The 22,173-nt window shown below is 39.6% G+C and carries 26 protein-coding genes; 10 read left to right on the top strand and 16 right to left on the bottom strand.

Translation table 11 applies throughout. The features are described from left to right. Nucleotides 1-26 precede the first annotated feature (26 nt). The 6 genes from CVS89_RS03370 to mscL form a co-directional block, all read right to left on the bottom strand. The gene (locus CVS89_RS03370; RefSeq protein ID WP_107848194.1) at nucleotides 27-824 is read right to left on the bottom strand and encodes a phosphatidylserine decarboxylase; all 798 of its coding nucleotides are present in this window, start codon (nucleotides 822-824) and stop codon (nucleotides 27-29) included. Between the two features lies 1 nt (nucleotide 825). Then, entirely contained in the window at nucleotides 826-1,938 is a 1,113-nt protein-coding gene (locus CVS89_RS03365; RefSeq protein WP_107848193.1) for a metallophosphoesterase, read from the bottom strand. A gap of 218 nt (nucleotides 1,939-2,156) precedes the next feature. After that, nucleotides 2,157-3,524, bottom strand: coding sequence for a multiheme c-type cytochrome (locus CVS89_RS03360; RefSeq protein ID WP_107796616.1), 1,368 nt, complete (start codon nucleotides 3,522-3,524; stop codon nucleotides 2,157-2,159). A 9-nt stretch (nucleotides 3,525-3,533) separates the two neighbouring features. After that, nucleotides 3,534-4,106 (bottom strand): cytochrome c3 family protein, encoded by a 573-nt coding sequence (locus tag CVS89_RS03355; protein WP_009294580.1) that lies wholly within the window; start codon nucleotides 4,104-4,106, stop codon nucleotides 3,534-3,536. Nucleotides 4,107-4,226: 120 nt separating this feature from the next. Then, a complete protein-coding gene (locus CVS89_RS03350; RefSeq protein ID WP_103607958.1) occupies nucleotides 4,227-4,865 on the bottom strand; it encodes a Crp/Fnr family transcriptional regulator in 639 nt (212 codons plus the stop codon). A gap of 98 nt (nucleotides 4,866-4,963) precedes the next feature. Continuing rightward, nucleotides 4,964-5,371, bottom strand: coding sequence for a large-conductance mechanosensitive channel protein MscL (gene mscL, locus CVS89_RS03345; RefSeq protein ID WP_107848192.1), 408 nt, complete (start codon nucleotides 5,369-5,371; stop codon nucleotides 4,964-4,966). Nucleotides 5,372-5,517: 146 nt separating this feature from the next. Between mscL and gltX the strand changes: the two genes are divergently transcribed. The 3 genes from gltX to CVS89_RS03330 are packed head-to-tail and all read left to right on the top strand — an operon-like array spanning nucleotide 5,518 to nucleotide 8,730. Further along, entirely contained in the window at nucleotides 5,518-6,813 is a 1,296-nt protein-coding gene (gltX, locus tag CVS89_RS03340) for a glutamate--tRNA ligase (protein ID WP_107848191.1), read from the top strand. A gap of 8 nt (nucleotides 6,814-6,821) precedes the next feature. Then, nucleotides 6,822-7,115: a YggT family protein gene (locus CVS89_RS03335; protein WP_021084756.1), complete on the top strand. Its 294-nt coding sequence runs from the start codon at nucleotides 6,822-6,824 to the stop codon at nucleotides 7,113-7,115. After that, entirely contained in the window at nucleotides 7,093-8,730 is a 1,638-nt protein-coding gene (locus tag CVS89_RS03330; protein WP_107848190.1) for a lytic transglycosylase domain-containing protein, read from the top strand. Before CVS89_RS03335 ends, CVS89_RS03330 begins: the two co-directional genes overlap by 23 nt. On the opposite strand, the gene CVS89_RS03325 is transcribed toward CVS89_RS03330, so the two are convergent. Further along, nucleotides 8,651-9,130: a hypothetical protein gene (locus tag CVS89_RS03325; RefSeq protein ID WP_103614936.1), complete on the bottom strand. Its 480-nt coding sequence runs from the start codon at nucleotides 9,128-9,130 to the stop codon at nucleotides 8,651-8,653. The two genes, CVS89_RS03330 and CVS89_RS03325, sit on opposite strands and share 80 nt — an antisense overlap. A 121-nt stretch (nucleotides 9,131-9,251) precedes the next feature. Here CVS89_RS03325 and mobB point away from each other — a divergent pair, with 121 nt between their 5' ends. Genes mobB through CVS89_RS03300 form a run of 5 tightly spaced genes read left to right on the top strand, consistent with a single transcriptional unit; the run spans nucleotide 9,252 to nucleotide 13,746 of the window. Continuing rightward, a complete protein-coding gene (mobB, locus tag CVS89_RS03320; protein ID WP_021092954.1) occupies nucleotides 9,252-9,731 on the top strand; it encodes a molybdopterin-guanine dinucleotide biosynthesis protein B in 480 nt (159 codons plus the stop codon). After that, nucleotides 9,731-10,594, top strand: coding sequence for a class 1 fructose-bisphosphatase (locus CVS89_RS03315; protein ID WP_233091265.1), 864 nt, complete (start codon nucleotides 9,731-9,733; stop codon nucleotides 10,592-10,594). The genes mobB and CVS89_RS03315 overlap by 1 nt, the downstream gene beginning before the upstream one ends. After that, nucleotides 10,594-10,812, top strand: coding sequence for a hypothetical protein (locus CVS89_RS03310; RefSeq protein ID WP_103590829.1), 219 nt, complete (start codon nucleotides 10,594-10,596; stop codon nucleotides 10,810-10,812). Before CVS89_RS03315 ends, CVS89_RS03310 begins: the two co-directional genes overlap by 1 nt. 15 nt (nucleotides 10,813-10,827) lie before the next feature. Beyond that, on the top strand, nucleotides 10,828-12,762 hold the full coding sequence (gene metG / locus CVS89_RS03305; RefSeq protein ID WP_107848188.1) for a methionine--tRNA ligase: 1,935 nt from the start codon (nucleotides 10,828-10,830) through the stop codon (nucleotides 12,760-12,762). Continuing rightward, nucleotides 12,763-13,746: a ferrochelatase gene (locus tag CVS89_RS03300; protein WP_103606245.1), complete on the top strand. Its 984-nt coding sequence runs from the start codon at nucleotides 12,763-12,765 to the stop codon at nucleotides 13,744-13,746. On the opposite strand, the gene ybeY is transcribed toward CVS89_RS03300, so the two are convergent. Then, on the bottom strand, nucleotides 13,735-14,190 hold the full coding sequence (gene ybeY, locus CVS89_RS03295) for an rRNA maturation RNase YbeY (RefSeq protein ID WP_107848187.1): 456 nt from the start codon (nucleotides 14,188-14,190) through the stop codon (nucleotides 13,735-13,737). The two genes, CVS89_RS03300 and ybeY, sit on opposite strands and share 12 nt — an antisense overlap. Before the next feature lie 24 nt (nucleotides 14,191-14,214). Here ybeY and queC point away from each other — a divergent pair, with 24 nt between their 5' ends. Further along, entirely contained in the window at nucleotides 14,215-14,913 is a 699-nt protein-coding gene (gene queC / locus CVS89_RS03290; RefSeq protein WP_107848186.1) for a 7-cyano-7-deazaguanine synthase QueC, read from the top strand. A gap of 56 nt (nucleotides 14,914-14,969) precedes the next feature. Here the strand turns inward: queC and CVS89_RS03285 are convergent, their stop codons facing one another. Then, nucleotides 14,970-15,614, bottom strand: coding sequence for a flagellar biosynthesis protein (locus CVS89_RS03285; RefSeq protein ID WP_107848185.1), 645 nt, complete (start codon nucleotides 15,612-15,614; stop codon nucleotides 14,970-14,972). A gap of 220 nt (nucleotides 15,615-15,834) precedes the next feature. On the opposite strand from CVS89_RS03285, the gene hcp reads away from it, so the two are divergent. Further along, nucleotides 15,835-17,163, top strand: coding sequence for a hydroxylamine reductase (gene hcp / locus CVS89_RS03280; protein WP_002940097.1), 1,329 nt, complete (start codon nucleotides 15,835-15,837; stop codon nucleotides 17,161-17,163). 44 nt (nucleotides 17,164-17,207) lie between these two features. On the opposite strand, the gene mrdA is transcribed toward hcp, so the two are convergent. Genes mrdA through hisB form a run of 7 tightly spaced genes read right to left on the bottom strand, consistent with a single transcriptional unit; the run spans nucleotide 17,208 to nucleotide 22,168 of the window. Then, the gene (gene mrdA / locus CVS89_RS03275; RefSeq protein ID WP_107848184.1) at nucleotides 17,208-19,043 is read right to left on the bottom strand and encodes a penicillin-binding protein 2; all 1,836 of its coding nucleotides are present in this window, start codon (nucleotides 19,041-19,043) and stop codon (nucleotides 17,208-17,210) included. Beyond that, complete coding sequence (locus CVS89_RS03270; protein WP_107848237.1) at nucleotides 19,040-19,531, bottom strand: hypothetical protein; 492 nt, start codon at nucleotides 19,529-19,531, stop codon at nucleotides 19,040-19,042. The genes mrdA and CVS89_RS03270 overlap by 4 nt, the downstream gene beginning before the upstream one ends. Nucleotide 19,532: 1 nt before the next feature. Beyond that, the gene (yihA, locus tag CVS89_RS03265; RefSeq protein ID WP_021086403.1) at nucleotides 19,533-20,144 is read right to left on the bottom strand and encodes a ribosome biogenesis GTP-binding protein YihA/YsxC; all 612 of its coding nucleotides are present in this window, start codon (nucleotides 20,142-20,144) and stop codon (nucleotides 19,533-19,535) included. Further along, complete coding sequence (lptA, locus tag CVS89_RS03260) at nucleotides 20,141-20,617, bottom strand: lipopolysaccharide transport periplasmic protein LptA (RefSeq protein ID WP_103602926.1); 477 nt, start codon at nucleotides 20,615-20,617, stop codon at nucleotides 20,141-20,143. Before lptA ends, yihA begins: the two co-directional genes overlap by 4 nt. Next, on the bottom strand, nucleotides 20,590-21,117 hold the full coding sequence (gene lptC, locus CVS89_RS03255) for an LPS export ABC transporter periplasmic protein LptC (protein WP_012140079.1): 528 nt from the start codon (nucleotides 21,115-21,117) through the stop codon (nucleotides 20,590-20,592). The genes lptA and lptC overlap by 28 nt, the downstream gene beginning before the upstream one ends. Continuing rightward, nucleotides 21,108-21,596: a KdsC family phosphatase gene (locus CVS89_RS03250; RefSeq protein WP_107848183.1), complete on the bottom strand. Its 489-nt coding sequence runs from the start codon at nucleotides 21,594-21,596 to the stop codon at nucleotides 21,108-21,110. Before CVS89_RS03250 ends, lptC begins: the two co-directional genes overlap by 10 nt. Then, on the bottom strand, nucleotides 21,593-22,168 hold the full coding sequence (gene hisB / locus CVS89_RS03245) for an imidazoleglycerol-phosphate dehydratase HisB (protein WP_035142991.1): 576 nt from the start codon (nucleotides 22,166-22,168) through the stop codon (nucleotides 21,593-21,595). The genes CVS89_RS03250 and hisB overlap by 4 nt, the downstream gene beginning before the upstream one ends. Between the last annotated feature and the right edge of the window lie 5 nt (nucleotides 22,169-22,173).

Here is a 22,173-nt window from a genome sequence, read left to right as displayed (position 1 = left end):
GTTTTTACCTTGTAAAATTCTTATAATTACTCTTTTATCCTGCCGATCGCTTCAGCAAATTTTAGCTCTTTGTTTTCAAAGAGATTGTACTCGATCGCATCTTTTTCGCTAAGTATGACGATAGTTGAGCCAAGCTCGAAATTTCCAAGACGCTCGCCCTTTTTGATGTGTAAATTTTCATACTCATAAATTTGTGTAAAATTTGCCATCGCATTTGTCTGGATACGCTCATCAAAGCAAAATTTCATCTTACCAACATTTAGCGCACCCACGAAGACTAGCCAAAGTTTTTTGCCATTTTTCATCTCACAAAGTAGCGCCACACGCTCGTTTTTGGTATAAAGACTATCAACCTTGCTAAGCCATTTTACTGCCACACTGTAAAGCTTGCCAGGGATATAGACCGCTTTTTTTATCGTAATATCACAAGGCGCATGATAGTGATGATAGTCTTTTGGGCTAAGATAGATGTTGGCAAAGTCAAACTCGCCCTCAAGCTCGCCCTGCCCTAAAAGCTCCTTTAGCCCGTAGCTCATGCCTTTTATGCTAAAAGCTTCTAGCTCTTTTGTGGTGCCAAAACTAAGGCAGGTACCATCAACAGGACTTATAAATATCTCATCTGCTGCGTCAAATTCTCTTGGCTTCAAAAGCTCCCTGGTGAAAAGTTCGTTTAAATTTTTATACTCACTTGCTGGCTTAAACTCGCTCATATCGATCTTAAATAGCTTTACATAAAAGGAGTTGATAAGCTCTTGAAGCGGCTTGAAAAAGTTTAATTTAGCAACCTTGCCAAAAATTTGAGAAAAGAGATTGTCCTTGTTCATTTTAGTCCTTGCTTAAATTTAAAATAGCGATCTCACTTGGAGCAAATATCCTAACCGGCGGCCCCCAAAACCCTGCACCGCTACTAACATAAGCTTGCATTTTATCATTAATCTTATAAAGCCCATGTAAAAAACCTTGATCCAGCAAAACAAGGATACTAAAAGGAAAAATTTGCCCAGCATGCGTGTGTCCGCAAAGAACTAGATCAACATCTTTTTGCATAGTTTTTATAAATTTTGGCTGATGAGATAGTAGGATGGTCGGCAAATTTGGGTCGCGTCCAGCTAGTGCTTCGTCTAAATTTGGCTCTAAATTTTTAAACCTTATGCCAGCTAGATCATAAACCCCTGCCAAATTTATACCAGCTATTTTTTCATTTTTATTGCCAAGTATCCTAATGCCAAGAGTGCGAATTTTTTCTAGTATCCCATCAACTCCGTGGTAGTATTCGTGATTGCCAGGGACATAAAAAGTGCCATAGGTGCTTTTAAGGTTTTTTAATGGATCTAAAAAATCGCCTATAAGCTCAGCTCTCATATCAACCAAGTCGCCAACTATCACCACCAGATCTGGTCTAGCTAAATTTATCTCTTTCACAAGCTCAGCCACAAAATCCTTTTGCAAAAACTCGCCAATGTGCACATCAGTTATCATGGCTATTTTTAGATCATTTTGTAAATTTTTTATTTTTATACTAATTTGTCTAATTTTTGGCGGAGTAAGTGCATTAAAAATTCCTTTCAAAAAGCAAGCAACTATAAAAACAACAAATGTCACATCAAAGCAAAATTTAATAAATTTTCGTCTTGTGGGATTAAAATGAGCTTTTGAGCAAATGGATCTAACAACATCATAAAACAAACTAATGCCAAATAAAAATAGTGAAAAACCAATGAGCGTTCCTGCTATCAGATAGAGCTCTATATTTAAAAAAGAAAATCTTAGCTGAAGAACAAATACAAACTCAAGCACACTAATAATATAGAAAAATATACGAATTTTTTTAAGATGCGGTGTAAAAAACGATACCTTTTTGATAAAACGTTTGTATGAGTATAAATTTGTAAGAACACTAAAGATAAATGCCCCGATAATGATCCGAAAAAGTCCCAAAATATCTCCTTAAAAACAAAGATTATATTTTATATTTTTAAATTTACATTATAGATTTTATTAATTATTTAGAACAATTTGTAGTGCTAAGCCGTATGATTTTATGATTTAAATTTATAGAAATGGTCGTTAAAAATGTTTGTTTTGGGATAATAACTAAAAGATAAAATTTGAAATTTAAAAATAAAAAGGTGGGAAAACTCCCACCTTAAAAAGAATTACTGGACTTTGCCAGACTCAATTCTTTCTTTATAGATTTTGCGAAGTTTTCTAATGTCGTTCTTAACTTCGAATACACCATGCCAGTGTGAGTAGTCAGGACCACCCATTAGAGCGCCTTGTCTCATACGACGACCTTCATGGTGCCACATATGATAGTAGACATCTTGGAATTCATCTGACCAAGCATCTTCTAGTAGTAGGTTTTTAGCTTTCAACTCTTCAAGCATCTTAGTTGCTTCAGCACTGTAAACGTTATAAAGCTCTACTTGCTTATCACCCATAATGAAGAAGTTATCTGTATGAGTTGATGTATGGCAAACTTTACAAACTAGCTTCATCTCAGCTCTTGCTGCTTCTGGTCCATTTGGATGACCTGCAAGTGGCGTTCCTATGGTTAGTTTGCCAGTTTTTTCGTAAACAACAGCAGCTTGTTCATCACCAGCTGTTCTTAGCTTACTGCTGACGCCCCATAGGTTCCATTTTAGTCTTCTTGAAACATTGTGAGTTGTTGTTGTTTCACCAACACCACTCATGTGGCAAGCTGCACAAGTTGGAGCTCTAAAGTCTGGTACATCCCATGTATCAGGAGCAGCATCAAAATTCCATTTGTGAGCTTCGCTATTATAGATATGTCCGTGCATTGAGTTGTTAAAGATCTCAATATCTGGGTGATCAGGTCCAAGGTGACAAGACGCACAAGCAGCTGGTTTTCTAGCCTCAGCTATGCTAAATGTGTGCGCGCTGTGACATGATTTACAGTTACCTACGCCACCATCTGGATAAACATTGCCTATACCATAGTTTGGCCAAGTCTCTTTTGTAGGTTTGTGATCAGCGTCTAGTTTGATGACGGTTCCGTGGCACTGTGTACAACCAGTAGCGTCTGGAGCCATTTTGTATTCTGGATGATCCATACCTTCATAGTGATACATTAGTTTTACCATCGCAGGGTTAGCATACATTTGCATAGCACCTCTTGCGTGACCACTCTTAACAGATTCTTCAACCTCATTTTCGTGACACTTAGCACAAGTTTTTGGGCTAACTAGCATTGAAACATGGTTGTTAGAATCTTTTGGATGCACCTTAACTGAAGCCATAGGATTATCTGCATTTACAGAGTGGCAATCCATACAACTTACGCCAACGTGAGCGTGGCGACTATTTTTCCAATCGGCAACTATGCCGGGTGTCTCTTTAGCGTGGCACTCAACACAGCTTTTTGATAAGTCTGACATTTTGTGAGCAACTTTAATGTTTTTTACAACATTAAGGTTTAAAGCGTCAGATTTATTTGCATCCATGTTTGCGGCAAAGCCAAAAGACATTAGACAGGCTAATAACATTAGCGACTTTTTAAACATCTCTCCTCCTTACTTGGTTTTATTGTTTTCTTGTTTTTTAATTGCTTCAAATTTATCGATTTGTAGTCCTAAATTCTTGTGACCAACATGCTCGTGGCAGTCAACACATGATTTCTTATTAGGATTTCCAAGAACGAAATAATCTCTATGTGGCAAGAATGATTTACCAGCTTGAATAACATTTTTTAAATTTGAGTGGCAAGTCAAACATCCACTATCATAGACAAAGTGAGATGCATGCTCGCGTTTTTTACGCCAGTCGATCTTGTCTGTATCTGTAAAAAATGTCTTATAACCATCATTTATCGATACTTTAAGTTTTGTAAGTACATAGGTATAGGCACTTGTATGGTTTAGGTGACAGGCTGAACATTCAGCTTTTATGCCAAGCTTGTTATTGCCGCCGTGTACATCTTCATGATATGCAGCATTCATAGGATCCATCGTGTGACAAATAGTACAGATGTAGCCGCTACCTGTTGCATGAAGTGCATCAGCTATACCCATAGAAGCGATAAGGCCGATTACGATGCCTATTATCACAGATGACCAAACAAAAAATTTCTTCTTAACTTCAGCCAAAATTTCCTCCTGAATTTATCAATATATCGTAAATTTTTACGAAAATTTTAGGTGAATGTTATCCAAAAAAATATAAATTTTTTCTTTAAGTAAATGAAAATATTTATTTGATATTAACTTTCAATAAGAATAAATTTCTTGTAGGCCATCTACATCTTTTTCCAAAATTTGGTTCTTCTCATCAAGTTTAACCAAACCATTTGTTTTAAATTTATTTAAAATTCTCGAAAAAGTTTCTGGAGTCATATTGAGTATCGATGAAATTTTTGTATGCTTTAGTTCATTAAATAGATCTTCGTGATTTAAAATAAATCTAGCCACCTTCTCTTCGGAGCTAAGTATTAGTTCCTGGTGGAGTAAATTTGTAGTTATTCTTATCTTTTGAGCCATTGATTTTAGAAATTTCATACAAATTTCTGGCTTTGTTAAAAATTGTGCTTCAAATTTTTCATAATTTATCTTTAAAACCTCGCCAGAGATAGTAAAAATGGCGCTCGCTGGATAAGGGATATTTTCAAAATTTACAACTTCAGCTACAAAATTCATAGGTGCAAGCTGATGGATAAAAATTTCTTTACCATTTGCCGTAGTTTTATAAAGTTTAACCGAGCCAGTTATCAAAAATGTAAGCCACTTTGGCTCCTCGCCCTCTATAAATAAAAACTCGCCTTTTTTATATTTTTTAACAACACTTATGGCTTCAAGTTTGGCTAGGTCATCGGCGCTAAGACCTTGAAAAAATGGGATTTGTTCTATCATGTTTCACTCGCTTTTAAGATGAAAAAGCATTTTAGCATAAAAAATAGGACAAAATTTAACGGATTTCAAAGGGAGCTTTCTCCCTTTGATTAAAAAATTTATTTTTTTAGAAGATCTCTGATCTCAGTCAGAAGTGCTATATCAGCTGGAGTTTCAGGCTCTGCAGGAGCTGTCTCTTCTTCTTTTGGTAGTTTATTTTTAAGTGTATTTAAAGCTTTGATGACGCAAAAAATACAAAACGCAATGATTAAAAAATCAACCATTGTTTGTATAAATGAGCCATAGTTTATCGTAACAGCAGGCGCACTATCAACTGCTTCTTTTAGTGTTAGCTTAAGATCAGTGAAATTTACACCGCCTGTTATAGCGCCAACTACTGGCATGATAATATCACCAACTAGCGATGAAACGATCTTTCCAAATGCCCCACCGATAACAACACCAACTGCCATATCTATGACATTTCCGCGCATCGCAAATTCTTTAAATTCGCTGATAAAACTCATTCTTTCTCCTATAAATAGTTAAATTTTCGTGCGGATTTTATAAAAAATATGCTTTGCTTGGCCTAAAAATTTAAAATTACATAACTTTAAATTTATCAAGCTAGTGTTATAATCCAAACTTCAAATTTAACGTAAGGAATGAGCTTATGTATCGTTTTGCACCCTCTCCAACAGGAGATATGCACATAGGAAATTTACGTGCTGCTATTTTTAACTATATTTGTTCTTTGCAAGATAAAAGTGGCTTTATTTTACGCATAGAAGATACCGACAAAGAGCGAAATATCGAGGGAAAAGAGAAAGATATCTTAGAAATTTTGAGCAAATTTGGCATAAAACCAGAGCAAATTTACATCCAAAGTGAAAATTTAAAATTCCACAGACAGCTTGCATCAAAGCTTCTCATCGATAAAAAGGCCTTTGCTTGCTTTTGCACCGAAGAAGAGCTCGAAGCAAAAAAACAAAAAGCAAAAGAGCAAGGCGTGGCATATAGATATGACGGCACCTGCGAGAGGCTAAGCGACGCTGAAGTTTTAAACTGCGAGAAGCCATTTGTCATCCGCATGAAAAAACCAACACGCACGATGAGCTTTACAGACGCGATCAAGGGCGAGCTAAGCTTTGAGCCAGACGCTGTTGATAGCTTTGTCATCATGAGAGCAGACAAGACTCCGACTTACAACTTCGCCTGCGCAGTTGATGATATGCTTGAGGGCGTGACCTTTGTCATACGCGGCGAGGATCACGTGAGCAACACACCAAAGCAAGACCTCATACGCGAGGGGCTTGGCTACACTGGCAAGATGAACTACGCGCATTTGCCTATCCTTTTAAATATAGAGGGCAAAAAAATGAGCAAACGCGAGAACGAATCAAGCGTCAAATGGCTCTTTGAGCAGGGATTTTTACCTGAGGCAATCGCAAACTATCTGATACTTCTTGGCAACAAAACTCCAACTGAAATTTTTACCATTGAAGATGCGGTAAAGTGGTTTGATATAACTAAAATTTCACGCTCACCTGCTAGATTTGACGTGAAAAAACTTGAGCAGATAAATAGAGAGCACATCAAGCTTGCTTCAAAAGAGCGCATAAAAGAGATCTTTGGCGTGGATGAGAGCAAGGTTGATCTAGTTAAATTTTACACTCAAGAGAGCTCTCTAGTGCCTGAGATAAAGGCAAAAGTTGAGGCTATATATTCGCCAAAAATAGCTCCAGATGAGTATAAGAGCGAATTTGAGATCATAAAAAAAGCAGCTCATAATTTAAAACCGTGCGAGAGCTTTGATGAGTTTAAAAAAGAGCTTATGAGTGCTACAAATTTAAAAGGCAAAAACTTTTTCATACCGCTACGTGCGCTTCTTACAAACGACCTTCACGGCCCTGAGCTTAGCGAACTCTATCCACTCATCAAAGATGATCTAGGCAAAATTTTAATCTAGGAGCAAAAATGATACTTTCCACCCTATTTTCAGCGGTCGCAAACATTTTGCACCTTATCATCACGGTCTATACGTGGATCGTCATCGCAGCAGCTCTCATTAGCTGGGTCAAGCCTGATCCTAGCTCGCCAGTCGTGCAGCTACTTTATAGGCTGACTGATCCTGTTTATAGCTTTATCAGACGTTACATCAAAACAGAATTTAACGGCATCGACTTTGCCCCACTCATCGTGCTTTTAGCACTTCAACTCATAGATCAATTTTTAATAAGGCTTTTATTTGTTTTTGCTGCGTCACTTTAGTATCCTCTCTTTAGCCTGCGTTGCTCTTTTAGCTAAAATTTACACCTACGAGGAGCTAAAAAACGAGCCAAAAAGCCTTGCAAAAGACTACTACATAAACCGCCTTATAAACGAGGGCAGCTATACAAAGGAGCAGATAGCTGAGCTTTCACGCGACGTTTTTAGAAAAAGTGGCTTAGTTCAAAAATCAATCAATAAAATTTTACCTCCCAAAGCAGCCCCTAGCAAGTGTCCTGGCATAAGCGCAAACAACATCACAACTGCTAGCTTGGCTTGCCAAAATTTACTAACAACGATGAGCTTTTCTCTAAAACTTGATAGCAAAACTCGTGAAATTTTAGCGGCAAATCTTGCAAATACAAATCCAGAAAAAGCTAGAATTTTACGCACTTTAAACGAGCCAAACCCAGCTCTTAGCTTTGCAAATGCAAACGATGCAAAGAGCTTTTTGGAGCTTTTTAACGCTTCAAGCCCGCAAAGTAAAAGTGCGCTTTTTAGCGTAAATTTTGAAGCAAATTTTATGAACAAGCTCTACATGCAAAAGGGCTTTACAAATTTATTAAACGATGTCGTATTTAATAAAAAATACGAAAGCTTTAGAAGAAATTTACTAAATATAAACCCAGCTGTCACTGAAAAAAGTGACGCATTTATACTTGGGCTAAACGCCATCTTGCTTGGTCAAAATGACGTTGCATTTAGCTTTTTCACAAGAGCCAAAAACACCTTTGATAGGGCTTGGCAAAGGGACAATGCGACCTTTTGGCAGTATGAGCTAAGCGGCGATGAGAGCTTTTTAAAAGAGCTAAGTGCTAGCAAAGATGCAAATATCTACTCACTTTACGCAAGAGATTTGGTCGGTGGCGAGCCACTTGAGGTGATCGTGCCAAGACCTAGCAAGCAAAATATCGAAAATTTTGACGTGAGCGATCCGTTTTTATGGAACAAAACCGCAGCTCTTGCAAAAGATATGAACGCCACGCAAGCAAGCGAATTTGCGATGAAATTTTACACAAACGAGAGCATCGGCGCATACGCATACTTCATGCAAAAGGCGCATGGCTGGGAGAAGCAGTACTTTTTGATGCCAAACTCGCCTGAGCTTGAAGGCATCAGCACTGAGCGAAAGTCGATGATCTACGCACTAGCAAGACAAGAGAGCCTCTTTATCCCAAGTGTCGTTTCTACCTCTTACGCCCTTGGTATGATGCAGTTTATGCCATTTCTTGCAAATGCGATCGGCAAAAAAGAGCTAAAAATCCCAAATTTTGACCAAGACGATCTTTTTAAAACTGATGTCGCCTTTAAATTTGCAAATCACCACCTAAACTACCTTGATAAATTTCTTTACCATCCGCTCTTTACGGCCTACGCGTATAACGGCGGTATCGGCTTTACCAAAAAAGTCATCACAAGAGATGATATGTTTAAAGAGGGGAAATTTGAGCCATTTTTATCGATCGAGCTAGTCCCAGTGGCTGAGACTAGAAACTACGGCAAGAAGGTGCTTGCAAACTACGTGATCTATATGGCGCTTAATGGTTCCAGTATAAAGATTTCGCAACTTTTCGAAAATTTAACAAAACCGGCTTTGACTGATAAATTTCGAAACTAAGCGCGAGATCGTCGCTTTGCTTACTTGGTGCGGTCACTTCATAATAGACCGCCCAAGGCATAGAAAATCCAGCAAATTTAAGCATCTCGTCACTTTCATCAAGCAGTCTTGCATTTGTGGCATTTGAGTCGCCATTTACCTTTATATTGCTCAAATTTTGCGCATGCTCTTTTGGGTTTATAGCTACTAAAAAGTGCTCTTTGCTCTCGTCTAAATTTGAGTTATATATTGGATTTAGATAGGTTGCGATTATGAGCGTTCTATCGGTGCCATCGATGATCTCGCTCTTGCTTGTGTAGGCTAAAAGCTCATTTTTTAGTGGCTCATGCACGATCACTTTTTGATCAGCACAACCAAATATCATCAAAATAAATGCAAAAAATAGTGTAAATTTTCTCATCAAAAACTCTTAAAATATTAAATTTTCTCGCATTTTAGCATTTTATTTTTTAAATTTCACTCATAAATTTTAAAGCCAATATGAGCTATAATCGCAAGAAATTTTAACGAAAAAGGCTCTTATGAAAAGACTTGCCATTGCTTTTTCTGGCCCTTCAAATAGCGGAAAAACGACGCTTATCTTAAAAGTCGCAAAAAAATTTATAGATGATGGGCTAAAGGTCGTTGTAGTCAAGCACGACCCAGGCGACAAGGCCAAATTTGACGTTGAAGGCAAGGATAGCTTTAAATTTTCTCAGGCAGGAGCTGACGTAGTTGTGATGAGTCCTACTAGAACGACTTATTTTTCACAAAGCTCGCAAGGCATAGACGAGGTCATAAGGATGATCGGCGAGTTTGACATGCTCTTAGTAGAGGGGCTAAAGACACTGCCACTACCAAGACTAAGCGTCTTTAGAGGCGAGATCGATGAAGCTTATCTTAGCTTTTCAGACGCGATCGCCACTTATAAAAAGCAGATCCCCTACGAGATCACAAATCTAAATTTAGACGATATAGACGCCATTTGTGCGTGGATAATCAAAAATGCAAAGGCTGTATAATGCAAGAACTAAACCAAATTTTTAACACCATTAAAGATATCGCAAAAGAGATAAGCGAGGTCATAAAATACGCCGATCTTGGCTACACAACTCACGAAAACGCGACTGGTGATACCCAGCTAAAGCTTGATGTTAAAAGCGACGAGATCATTACGGCTAAATTTAGCGACTTAGAGTGCGTAAAAGCGCTAATTAGCGAAGAGAAAGAGGACGAGCTTGAGATAAATAAAAACGCTAAATTTATCATCGCTTACGATCCACTCGATGGCTCAAGCCTAGTTGATGTAAATTTCGCCGTTGGCTCGATCTTTGGCATCTACGAAGACGAGGTAAAACCAGAAAATTTAATAGCCGCAGCTTACAGCATCTATGGTCCAAGGCTTGAGCTAGTAATTGCTGAGAAAAAGGGCGCTTTGCCTAAATTTTATAGACTTGGCAAAGATGGCGAGTTTAAATTTGTAAAAGAGCTTGAGCTAAAAGAAAAAGGCAAGCTAAACGCCACAGGAGCTACACAAAAAGGCTGGAGCCAAACGCATAGAAATTTCATAAACGAGCTATTTAACGAGGGTTACAGGCTAAGATACTCAGGTGCGATGGTGAGCGACTTGCATCAAATTTTACTAAAAGGCGGCGGTCTTTTTAGCTACCCAGCAACGAGCGATCATCCAAATGGCAAACTAAGGGTTGTCTTTGAGGTGCTCCCTTTTGCCTTTATATATGAAAACGCAAAGGGCGCAACCTCAAACGGCAAAAACCAAACACTCTTTGATATAAAAATAGAAAAAATTCACCAAACTACGCCATGCTTCTTTGGTTCGCGTGATGAAATTTCTCTTTTGCATAAATTTTACGAGCAAAAATAATGCAAGAAGCACAAGTAAACGAGCCACTTGACGCATTTGAGCTAGCCCTAAAACAAAAGGCTAAAATCATGCAAGAGTGCCAAGAGCAAAAAGGTCGCAAAAGCTGTTTTAACTGCGAGGCATTTTTTGACTGCGAGACGAGGATAGAGTATGTAAATAGCTGCTACAACTCGATGTCAAAAGGCAACACCGGCAGTGACGGCGGATTTGATTTTTAAATTTAAAGGAAAAATATGAAAGAAAAAGCTTATATAACTACTCCGATTTATTACGTAAATGACGTGCCACACATCGGCCACGCCTACACGACTATCATCGCTGATACGCTTGCTAGATTTAACCGCTTGCAAGGCAAAGAGACCTACTTCATGACTGGCACAGACGAGCATGGTCAAAAGATCGAGCAAGCAGCTCGCGCTAGAGGCAAGACGCCAAAAGAGTACGCAGACGAGATCAGTGCGAAATTTAGATCGCTTTGGGATGAATTTGAGATAAGCTACAACCACTTCATAAGGACAACCGACGAAGAGCACAAGCAAACCGTGCAAAATGTCTTTGAAAAGATGCAAGCAAACGGCGATATCTACAAGGGCGAATACGAGGGCTTTTACTGCGTTAGCTGTGAGACATTTTTCAACCAAAGAGACCTGCTTGAAGACAACCGCTGTCCAGACTGCGGCCGCGTGACATCTTTGGTTAAAGAAGAGAGCTACTTTTTTAAGCTTTCAAAATACGAAGACGCACTTTTAAAATGGTATGAAAACGACGAGCTTTGCGTCATCCCAAAGGGCAAGAAAAATGAGGTCGTAAGCTTTGTAAAAGGCGGATTAAAAGATCTCTCAGTCACAAGAACGAGCTTTGACTGGGGCATAAAGCTACCAAAGAGCGCAAACGATGACAAACACGTTATGTACGTCTGGCTTGACGCGCTCATAAACTACTTAACAACGCTAGGATACTCAAGAGATAACGCTAGAATGGACTTTTGGCCGCATACGACGCACATCGTTGGCAAAGACATTTTGCGTTTTCACGCAGTTTATTGGCCGGCATTTTTGATGAGCCTTGGCTTGCCACTACCAAAACACGTCGCAGCGCACGGCTGGTGGACGATAGATGGCGAAAAGATGAGCAAAAGCAAGGGCAACGTCATAAACCCAAGAGAGGTCGCAAACGCTTATGGACTTGAAAATTTCAGATACTTTTTGCTTAGAGAGGTACCTTTTGGACAAGATGGCGACTACAGCCAAAAAGCCTTGATCGAGCGCATAAACTCAGAGCTTGGCAACGGACTTGGCAACTTACTAAGCCGAATTGTGGGCATGAGCGCAAAGTATAGCGACTACAAGATCGACTCAAAAGATGTGATCAAATTTCATAAAGCCGAGCTTGATGAGGCGAAGGGCTATCTTGATGAGGCAATTAAAAATTTAGAAAATTTAGCCACAAACCGCTATTTAGAGGATCTTTGGAAGGTTGTAACGCTTGCAAACGCAGCCGTTGCGAAGTATGAGCCATGGTCGCTTGTAAAAGCTGGTAAAAGTGACGAGGCAAACGCACTTGTGGCACTTTGTGCAAATTTACTTGCAAAAGTGGCGATACTGCTTAGCCCAGCTATGCCAAAAACTTGCGCCAAGATAGCTGATACGCTTGGCTTTAGCATAGATACGGCCTCTTATGAGAGCCTTGTATTAAAAAATGAAATTTCAAATTTTACTGCAAAAGCTACTGAGCCACTCTTCCCAAGGATAGAAAAAGAGCTAATGGGCGAGGCAAGAGACCTAAAAGAAGGGCCAAAAGTAGAGGCAAAAGATGAGCCAAAAGATGAGAAAAAAGAAGAAGATATCATTAGCATCGATGACTTTGCCAAAATTGTGATAAAAGTAGGCGAAGTTCTCGAGTGCGAGAGGGTTGAGGGGAGCGACAAGCTGCTTAAATTTAAGATAGATCTTGGCGAGGAGCAGCCACGTCAAATTTTATCAGGCATCGCCAAATACTACGAGCCTAGCTCACTTGTGGGCAAGCAAGTTTGCGTTTTAGCAAATTTAAAAGAGCGAACGATGATGAAAAAATATGTCTCACAAGGCATGATTCTAAGCGCATCAGACGGCTCGCTAACGCTTCTTGGCACGCAGGGCAAGGTCAAAAACGGCGCGATCGTTGGCTAAATGACGATAGAAAATTTAACCCGCCTTATAAATGCTCAGGCGCTAAATACACCTACAATAACCAGTGTTAGCGAATTTGTATTTGAGCTAAAGCATGTGAGGCGAGGTTTTGCCTATATCTGTTTGAACGCAAATGATAGTGACATAGAATCAGCGATCAAGCAAGGTGCTTATGCCATCATTGGCGAAGAAGAAATGGCTATCACCGACAATGAGGTAGCCTTTTTAAAAGTAAGCAGTCTTCAAACTGCCATGATAAAACTAATGAGGTTTGAATCAACACATAAAGATTTGAAATTTTGCGCTGTTAATCCTTTTATAAACGATCTTTTAGAAAAATCAAAATTAGGATCCAATGCGCACGTTATGTCAAAAAGTATCACGGAGCTTTTTAATCAAATATTTCATGCAAAAGTTTTCGATACTTTCTTTGGAGAAGACATCAGGACTCTCCAGCGCATATCTCCTCTATTTGACACGATCTATACAGACACTTCAATCCATGAGATAAATCCGAGTTCAATATTTTTCACAAGCACAGTTTTTAAACAAACTTACTATCAAAACCTAAATATTCCACGTGTTTTTGCTGGTATGTTTTATGGACTTTTAAAATTTCTTGATACTCATAAAATTTCATTTAAGCCCTACGAAGGAAGAATTCAAGGGCATTTTGATCCAGTATTTATAGATAAAAACTTTATGCCTACAAATTTTGGAAATAGTTTTAGGGCTATAATCACAGAAAGCGACGAGGATTTATATCTAAGCCAAAGTATATTTTTAAGAAAAAACTTTAACCATAGTGAAATAAAATTTTGTCTACCAGAAAATTCTCTACTTAAAATAGAAAACGCGATCTATTTTAAAAATTTAAGCGAAATAAAAAAACTAAAAAATTTCATATATATATTAGTTCTATGTCAAAAAAATGAACTTTTAGAAGAACTACATAAAATACCTGAAGAAAGTTTACTTTTTTAGATTATCTTTGTTATTAGAATTTATTAGATCAATGAGCCTAACATTTTCACTTCTTACAATTAGGCTCTTTGGCAGGTCAAATTTAGCTATCACTTCGCACTCTTTTTCTCTCATCTGTCCATCATCTTTTTCGTGATCATATCCTAAGATATGCAGCAAGCCATGTGTGAAAAGTAGTGCAGTTTCGGCCTCTTCGCTGTGATTTAGCTCGGCTGCTTTTTCTTTTACCATATCTTTGTTTATGACTACCGAGCCAAGTGGGGCGTGGATAACAAGCTCAAGGGGGAAGCTTAAGACGTCAGTGGTTTTGTCTATGCCACGCTCAGAGCTGTTTAACTCTCTCATCTCATCTTTATTGATAAAGAGAAGCTCAACTTCTCCAGGCGTTAGATATGAGCAAATTTGATCTAAAATTTCTGGATAACTCTCTTCGCAAAGTATCATTTTTGGCTTGTCCTTAGTAAATTTTTGTATAATTTTAGCAAATTTAAAGGGCAAAATATGAAAAAAGCAGTTTGTATAATGAGCGGTGGCATGGATAGCACGCTTTGCGCTGTGATGGCAAAGAGGGCTGGGTATGATGTGGTCGCACTTCATTTTGACTATAACCAAAGGACTATGAAGCGAGAAAAGCGCGCGTTTGACGAGATCTGTGAGCGACTGGGCGTGGTTAAAAAGATAAATTTAGACGTTAGCTTCATCGCTCAAATAGGCGGAAATTCGCTAACCGATAAGAGCATGCATATAAGAAAAGATGGCGTTAGCAAGGACGTGCCAAACACCTACGTGCCGTTTAGAAATGGCGTATTTATCTCAATCGCCGCAGCGCTTGCCGAAAAAGAGGGGGCGCAGGCGATCTACATAGGCGTGGTCGAGGAGGATAGCTCTGGGTATCCTGACTGCAAAGAGAGCTTTATAAAAAGCATAAATGAGGCAATAAATTTAGGCACGTCGGCTGATTTTTCTTGCGAGATCATCACGCCGCTTGTAAATTTAAGCAAGGCTGATATCGTCTCAAAGTCGCTTGAGCTTGGCTCACCAATAGAGCTCACATGGAGCTGCTACGAGAGCGAGGATGAGGCGTGCGGGCTTTGTGATAGCTGCAGGCTAAGGCTAAATGGCTTTAAAAAAGCAAACGCCGTTGATAAGATCCCTTATAAAAAGTGAAATTTGCCTTGAAATTTAAAAGCTAGCCACTATAAATTTAGCAGCTAGCCTAAAATTTACTCTAAATTTAGCTCGCTTATCTGTTTTGCAAGCTTCTCTTTGTACTCTTTTAAAGACGTTTTTATGATGTTTGAAAAGTCATCATTTGTCACTAGAAAATAAAACTCAGAGCGCTTAAGATCGGTCTTTATCTCTTTGTCTTTGACGCTTAAAAGCGTGTCTATATCCATATTTAGCCCAACCTTGCTAAAACCAAGCGATATGTACGACCAAAATTTGACTACCCTTGCGCTTGCGGTGAGCGTGTTTTCATCGATTAGGCTTTTGTCTTTTACGACTTGATAGCCGTTTTCCTTAAAGGCCTCCTCTATGCGCGACCTTAGCACTGAGCTCACGTTTTGGTTGTTTTCTAAGATAACGTTCCACAGCCCTTTGCCATAGCCATTTCTCGTCCTGCCGATGTATTTTTGCTTCTCTTTTGCGCTAACTTCATTTACATTGTGCTTATATAAAGATGGGGTGCTTGCTTGTTTTGGGTCGTTTTCAAAGGCTCTCACATCTTTGACGCTTTCGATGTAAATTTTTGTCTTTTTGCTAATGCTTGAAGGTGCTTGCTCGTCTGGCAAACTCACAAATACCCCCTTTGGAGCGCAGCCACAAAGCATAAAGGCGGCAAATATCGCCAGTAATAAATTTTTCATTTTCATCCTTTTAAATAAATTTCAAATGTAAATCGTTTTTTTGTAAATTTTTTTAACTCTTTATGACAAATTTCAAATTTATATTTTGATATCCATAATCATAAAATCTTAAATTTAATAACTAAAATTTAAATTTAACTTTTCTTGACTGCTATCAACCAAAATGGCTAGCCACCTAGGATAAAATCCGCTTAAATTTTTAAATTCACAAGGAGAAAAGATGAAAGATATGAAGATGTTTTGCCATCAGTGCGAGATGAGCGCTGAGGATGGATGCGGTGCAAAGGGCCAGCCTATGGGCACCTGTGGCAAGAGCGACACGCTAGCACTTTTGCAAGATACGATGGTTTTTGGCTTAAAAGGCCTTAGCGCATACCGCCATCACGCACACGAGCTTGGCGCTGATACTAGTAATGTCGACCGCGTTATGGCTGATACGCTTTATTTTACGCTTACAAACTCAAATTTTAACTTCGACGAGCACATCAAACAACTTCTTGAAGTAGGCGGTGCTGGCGTTGAGGTGATGAACCTATTAAGCGAGGCTCACACAGCTAAATTTGGCATCCCAACACCAGTTAGAGTGAGCCAAAATAAGGTTGAGGGCAAGGCGATCTTGGTAAGTGGTCACAACTTGCACGCTCTAAAAGCGCTACTTGAGGCGACAAAAGACAAAGGCATCAACATCTACACTCACTCAGAGATGCTCCCAGCTCACGGATACCCAGAACTACGCAAGTATAGCCACCTAAAAGGCAACGTCGGCAAGGCGTGGTTTGACCAAACTAAGCTATTTAACGAATTTAAGGGCGCGATACTAATGACAACAAACTGCATCGTGCCACTACGCTCAAACTGCACATATGCTGATAGGCTATTTGGCTACTCGATCGCTGGCACAAACGGCGTAAAACACATAGAAAACGACGACTTCACACCACTTATCGAGTGCGCACTAGCTTGTGGCGATGTTAGCGGCTTTGATAGCGACGAGAGCCTAGTAACTGGCGGACATTACAAGACTATACTAACTTTAGCCCCACAAATTTTAGATGCGATTAAGACTGGTAAGATCCGCAGATTTTTCGTGATAGCTGGCTGTGACGCGCCTGGCAAGGGACGTGAGTACTATAGAGAGCTAGCTGCTAGCCTTCCAAAAGACTGTGTGATACTTACTTCAAGCTGCGGTAAATTTAGATTTAACGACATCGACTTTGGCAACGTCCCAGGCACCGAGCTACCACGCTACATCGACCTTGGCCAGTGCAACGACAGTAACGGCGCGGTTAAAATAGCCCTTGCTCTAAGCGAGGCAACAGGCATCGCAGTAAATGACCTACCAGTTTCTATCGTGCTAATGTGGATGGAGCAAAAAGCGGTCATCATCTTGCTAGCGCTATTTAGCCTTGGTATCAAAAACATCAACGTAGGACCTAGCTTGCCTAAATTTTTCAATGAAGAGATCATAAATTTCTTAGTGGATAAATTTAACGTTAGACCAATTAGCGGCGACGCGCAAGCTGATCTAAAATACTTCTTAGGTGAGTAGATATAATATGCTAGCGACTTTGCTAGCATATTTATCAAATTTTATTACTTCTTTTCTTCTTCTTTTTTATCTTTCTCAGTCTGGACTTTATCTAGCTTTATATATCCCATTTCAACTAGCTTGTTATAAATTTGAGAGATTTTTGGTCCAGCAGCGCTACCGCCGTGACCACCGTGTTCGACAACCATCGTTATGACGTACTGTGGATCCTCAAAAGGCGCATAGGTCGTCATCCACGCATGAGATCTTTGCAGATACGCCATATCTTCTTCTTTCATGCGCTTCTTTTCAGTTTGCGAGATACCAACGACCTGAGCTGTTCCAGTCTTTGCCGCAACCTTTACAAGACTTCCCACAAAGTGCCTATTTGCCGTGCCTCTTGGGTGATTTGCCACCTCATACATCGCATGTCTAATGGCAGGTAGCTGCGACTTCTCAAACGGCGTAAAAGCATCATCTGTTGGCGTAAAATCAACATCCTTGCCATCGATGCTCTTTAAAAAATGCGGCGTCACATTTAGCCCAGTTGCAAGGCCTGCTGTGTATTTAGCCACCTGCATAGGCGTGACTAGGAAATTTCCCTGTCCGATAGAGGTGATGAGCGTCTCGCCTTGAAACCACGCCTTGCCATACTTCCTCATCTTCCACTCCCTGCTTGGCAAGGTCCCCACAAATTCATTTGGCAAATCAACCTCTGTTTTTCTGCCAAAGCCCATACGCTCAAGTATCGGCACAATGGCGTCTATGCCGATCTTTTGGCTACCCTTGTAAAAATAATCATCACAGCTCTCTCTAATAGCTGTGTTCATATTAACTGTGCCATGACCATGCGAGTTCCAGCAGCGAAATTTACGCCCTCCAAGCTCATAAGATCCACTACAAAAAAAGCTATCATATTTGTTCATGCCATTGTCCAAAAAAGCAAGCGCCATACCCATTTTTACGACAGATCCTGGCGGATAGAGGCCGTTTATCAGCTTATTTGTAAATGGGTGATCGACGTTTTTTACAAGTTCTTCCCACTCAGCCTGAGAAATTCCAAGCACAAACGGATTTAGATCATACTCAGGAAAGCTTCCTGCTGCGATGATGGCGCCATCTTTTAAGCTCATAACTATGACGCTTCCTGCGTCCTTACCAAAGACGTCAGCAACGAACTGCTGAAGCTCAAGATCAACGGCGAGCTTTATGTTTTGACTTTGTGGCGCTTGATAGCTCACCTGCTCGATCTCCTCATTTAGCGCATTTACCTTGATCTTTTTAAAGCCTTGAATTCCTTGCAAGATCGGGTTATAAAAGCGCTCAACACCGCTTCTACCGATGTAGTTAGTGAGCTTTGTTAAAGGGTCGTTTTCCATATCTTTTTGGTTTGCCCTGCCGACATAGCCGATGATGTGAGAAGCTAAGTCGTTGTATGGATAGTGGCGTTTTGAAGCGGGTCTTATCTCTAAATTTTCACGCAGAGAAAGAGGCGCAAAAAATGGCAAAAATTTATCATAATCAACAAATTCGACCACGTTTATGAAGTCTTGGTTGTAAGCTGAGTCGTTTTTGATATATTCATTTTTAAGCTTGGTGACGTTTAGATCACCAAATAGCGAGCCGATATAGGCTAGCTCATCGTCTAAAATTTTCACCTTTTTGTTTGCGCTAAGGTGCGGCTTTACATAGATAGAAAAGCCAAGACGATTGACCGCCATAGGCTTGTCGTGCGCATCAAAGATGATGCCTCTAACTGGCGGGATGTAGATAGTTTTTATCGCATTTTGCTCGGCGATCTCGTTGTAGTAGGTATTTGAATTAACGCTTAGGTGGTAAATCCGCCCCAAAAGCATGATCCAAAAAAGAGCGATCACGCCAAAAACGATACGCATCCTCATAGCACTTTGTCCCTAAAAAGCACTATAGCAAGCACACTTTCAAGCGCTATGAAAAACAGATACTCTGCGCTAAAAGTCAAATTTGGCTCGTTTAAGACGTAGGCAAAAAGGTTATTTACAAGAAAGGTTAACACATAGCCAGAGGCGACAAAGATTACAAGCAGGCAGTTTCGCCACTTCATCGTCGTGTAGAGCCAGTCCAGCACGAAGTTGTAAAATAGCAAAAATGCAATGATGGTTGAGAAGAGATAAAAGCCATGAATTTGCTCAGCAAAGACCAAGAAAACGAGTGAAAAATACCACGAGGGCTTAAACTCATTATACTGCTTTTGCTTTCTTGAATACTCCAAAATCATATATGTAAAAAAGATGCCAATAAGTGGCGGCAAGAAGCCAAACTGCGTAGTTGCGATCTCGTAAGAGAGCAAAAAAATGACCCACCAAAAGCCTTTAAAAATTTTAATGTCTAAGCTGCTTATGGTTTGCATTTTACCTACCAAGAGCGTGGTTTATGATAGCTTCCCGTGCCTTGTCGATGCCGCTTTTGCTGAGTGTCGAGACCAAAATGCCACTTGGGTCAAATTTTATTATCGCACTCTTTTGGCTTTGATTTAGCTTGTCGCTTTTTGTGTATAAATTTAAGATTTTCTGATCAGCTCTTAAAAAGCTTTTTAGGTAAGAATCCACGTTTACGTCGATGTCTAAGTCAAAATGTCTAGCGTCGATTAGATGTATAAAAAGTCTGATGTCGCTTCTAAATTTCAAAAACTCATCTAAATTTTTGCGCCACTCGTCATGTTTTGACTTTGCAACTTTTGCGTAGCCAAAGCCTGGTAGATCGACCAAGATGAGCTTAAATTTCTCTTTTTCACTCTCTTCCTTTTCCTCACAAAACTCAGCCTCAAAGAAATTTATAAGCTGCGTTTTGCCAGGAGTTGATGAGCTTTTGGCTAAATTTTTTTGATTTACAAGTGCGTTTATGAGGCTACTTTTACCCACATTTGACCTGCCCAAAAAGACCACTTCGCTTGTCACAAAGCTTGGAGCCTCCTTTATGCTTGGGCTTGAAGTGATAAATTTAGCGCTCAAAGCTCTTATCACTTGGTTTTATCCTCTATTTGAAAGATAAATTTAACCGGCTTTTTCTCATCGCTATTTACGCTATATGTGCCATCTTTTTGATTGACCACGATCTTGTCACCATAGACATTTTTATCAGTCTCTACCTCGTGCAAATAGCCGTTGCCAGTTACTGTGTATATCTGCTTTGCAGGCTCATATGTGAGCGTATCGCCCTTGCCTTCATAGTGCTTATCTTTCATGAAAATTTTAGCTCTAGCGTTGCCTGTGGCTACATATTTTACTGGTTGGCGCTTTTTATCAAAATGCACAACGACTTTGTTTGCCTTTAGCTCATCGTATGAGCCTTTTTTGATATTTACATTGCCTACAAATTCGCTGATCTGCTTGTTTTCGTCAGCAAAAAAATCGTTTGAAGTGATCTCAACCTGCTCTGCATTTAAAAATGTAAAGCCCAAAATCATCGCTAAAATCGCTGCTTTTCTTCTACCCATGCCCTTAACCCTTTTATCTGCGTTTGTTTTTTATTTAGATCGTAGCTTCCACTATCGCCTAGTACTTTGTCGCCATTTCTAGTGATGGTGAAATTTGCCTCTGATCTTACTATTTTTGTCTTTGTGTTATATATAACTTCATCGCTTTTAAATTTCAAACTATCATTATTTTCATAGTTTGCATTTTTTTGAAAGATTATCTCATCGTTTTGCGAGATAGCCTTATCTGAGCTTAGAAAATGTCTTAAATTTCCCCTTAAAATTCTCGCTTTAAAGTCTAAAAATTCATCCCTGTCGCTATATCTGTTTAGCTCGTCAGCCTCGTAAATTCCGCTTATCTTAGTCGAGTTTATCTCGTAATCAACCACATCATTTACCTGCATATTTGATATCTTTGTATCAACCTTTAGCACGTTTGCTAAGTATGGGTCTTGAGCCGCTAAAAATATCATCACAGCACTAAAAATGGCCACGACGAAGTAGAAAATTTTTACAACCAACGCTTAGACCACTCGTCATATAAATTTTCTGATTTTATGATCATCTCGATCATCTCTCTAACAGCGCCATTGCCACCTTTGTGCTTTAGCTTTGTCTTTACATCAAGCTCTTTAATGGCATCTTTTGGCTTAAAGCTCCAAGCAACTGCGTCTAAAATTTTATAGTCATTATAGTCATCGCCGATAGCTGCTGCGTTTTTAAAGCTAAGCCCTTCAAATTTTAATATCTCGCTTGCTACTTCAAATTTATCGCCAACGCCTTGATAGACGTGATTTATCTTTAGATCCTCAGCCCTTCGCTCAACGATAGCCGACTTTCTGCCAGTGATGATAGCCACTTTCTTGCCAAGTTTTAGCCAGCTCTCTATCGCGTAGCCATCTTTTACATCAAAAAATTTAAGCTCTTCGCCGTTTACATTGTAGATGATCTTGCCATCAGTGAGGCACCCATCAACGTCTAAAAATATAATTTCTATCATAAAACGCCCTTAGTGCTTGGAGTGCCAATCCTTGCGTTTTTAGCAAGCGCTCTGCGGAGTGCTACGGCAAATGATTTAAACGTTGCTTCGATGATGTGATGAGTATTTTTGCCACGAATTTGATTTAGATGAAGAGTGATGGCTGAATTTATGGCAACTGCTCTAAAAAACTCCTCCACAAGCTCAGTGTCAAACTCACCAACTTTGGCATTTTCATTAAAATTTTCATATACGAGGTAAGCTCTGTTGCTAAGATCTAGTGCGCAAAAAACAGCCGCCTCATCCATAACAACGCTCGCCTCGCCAAACCTCTCAACACCGCTTAATGGATATAAAGCCTCTTTTAAAAGCTGTCCCAAAACTATGCCTACATCCTCGACACTGTGGTGAAAATCCACATGCGTGTCGCCCTTGCATGAAATTTCAAGATCAAGCAAAGAGTGCTTGGTAAAAGCTTCAAGCATATGGTCAAAAAAGCCAATGCCTGTGCTTATCTTTGCAACCCCAGAGCCGTAAATTTTAAGCTTCATTGAAATTTGCGTCTCTTTTGTGTTTCTAGTTAGTTCTAAAATTTCCT

It is taken from the genome of Campylobacter concisus (genome assembly GCF_003048615.2).
Lineage (GTDB): Bacteria > Campylobacterota > Campylobacteria > Campylobacterales > Campylobacteraceae > Campylobacter_A > Campylobacter_A concisus_C.
Note: the sequence above shows the minus strand (reverse complement) of the source record. Positions and strands in the feature narration are given on the sequence as shown.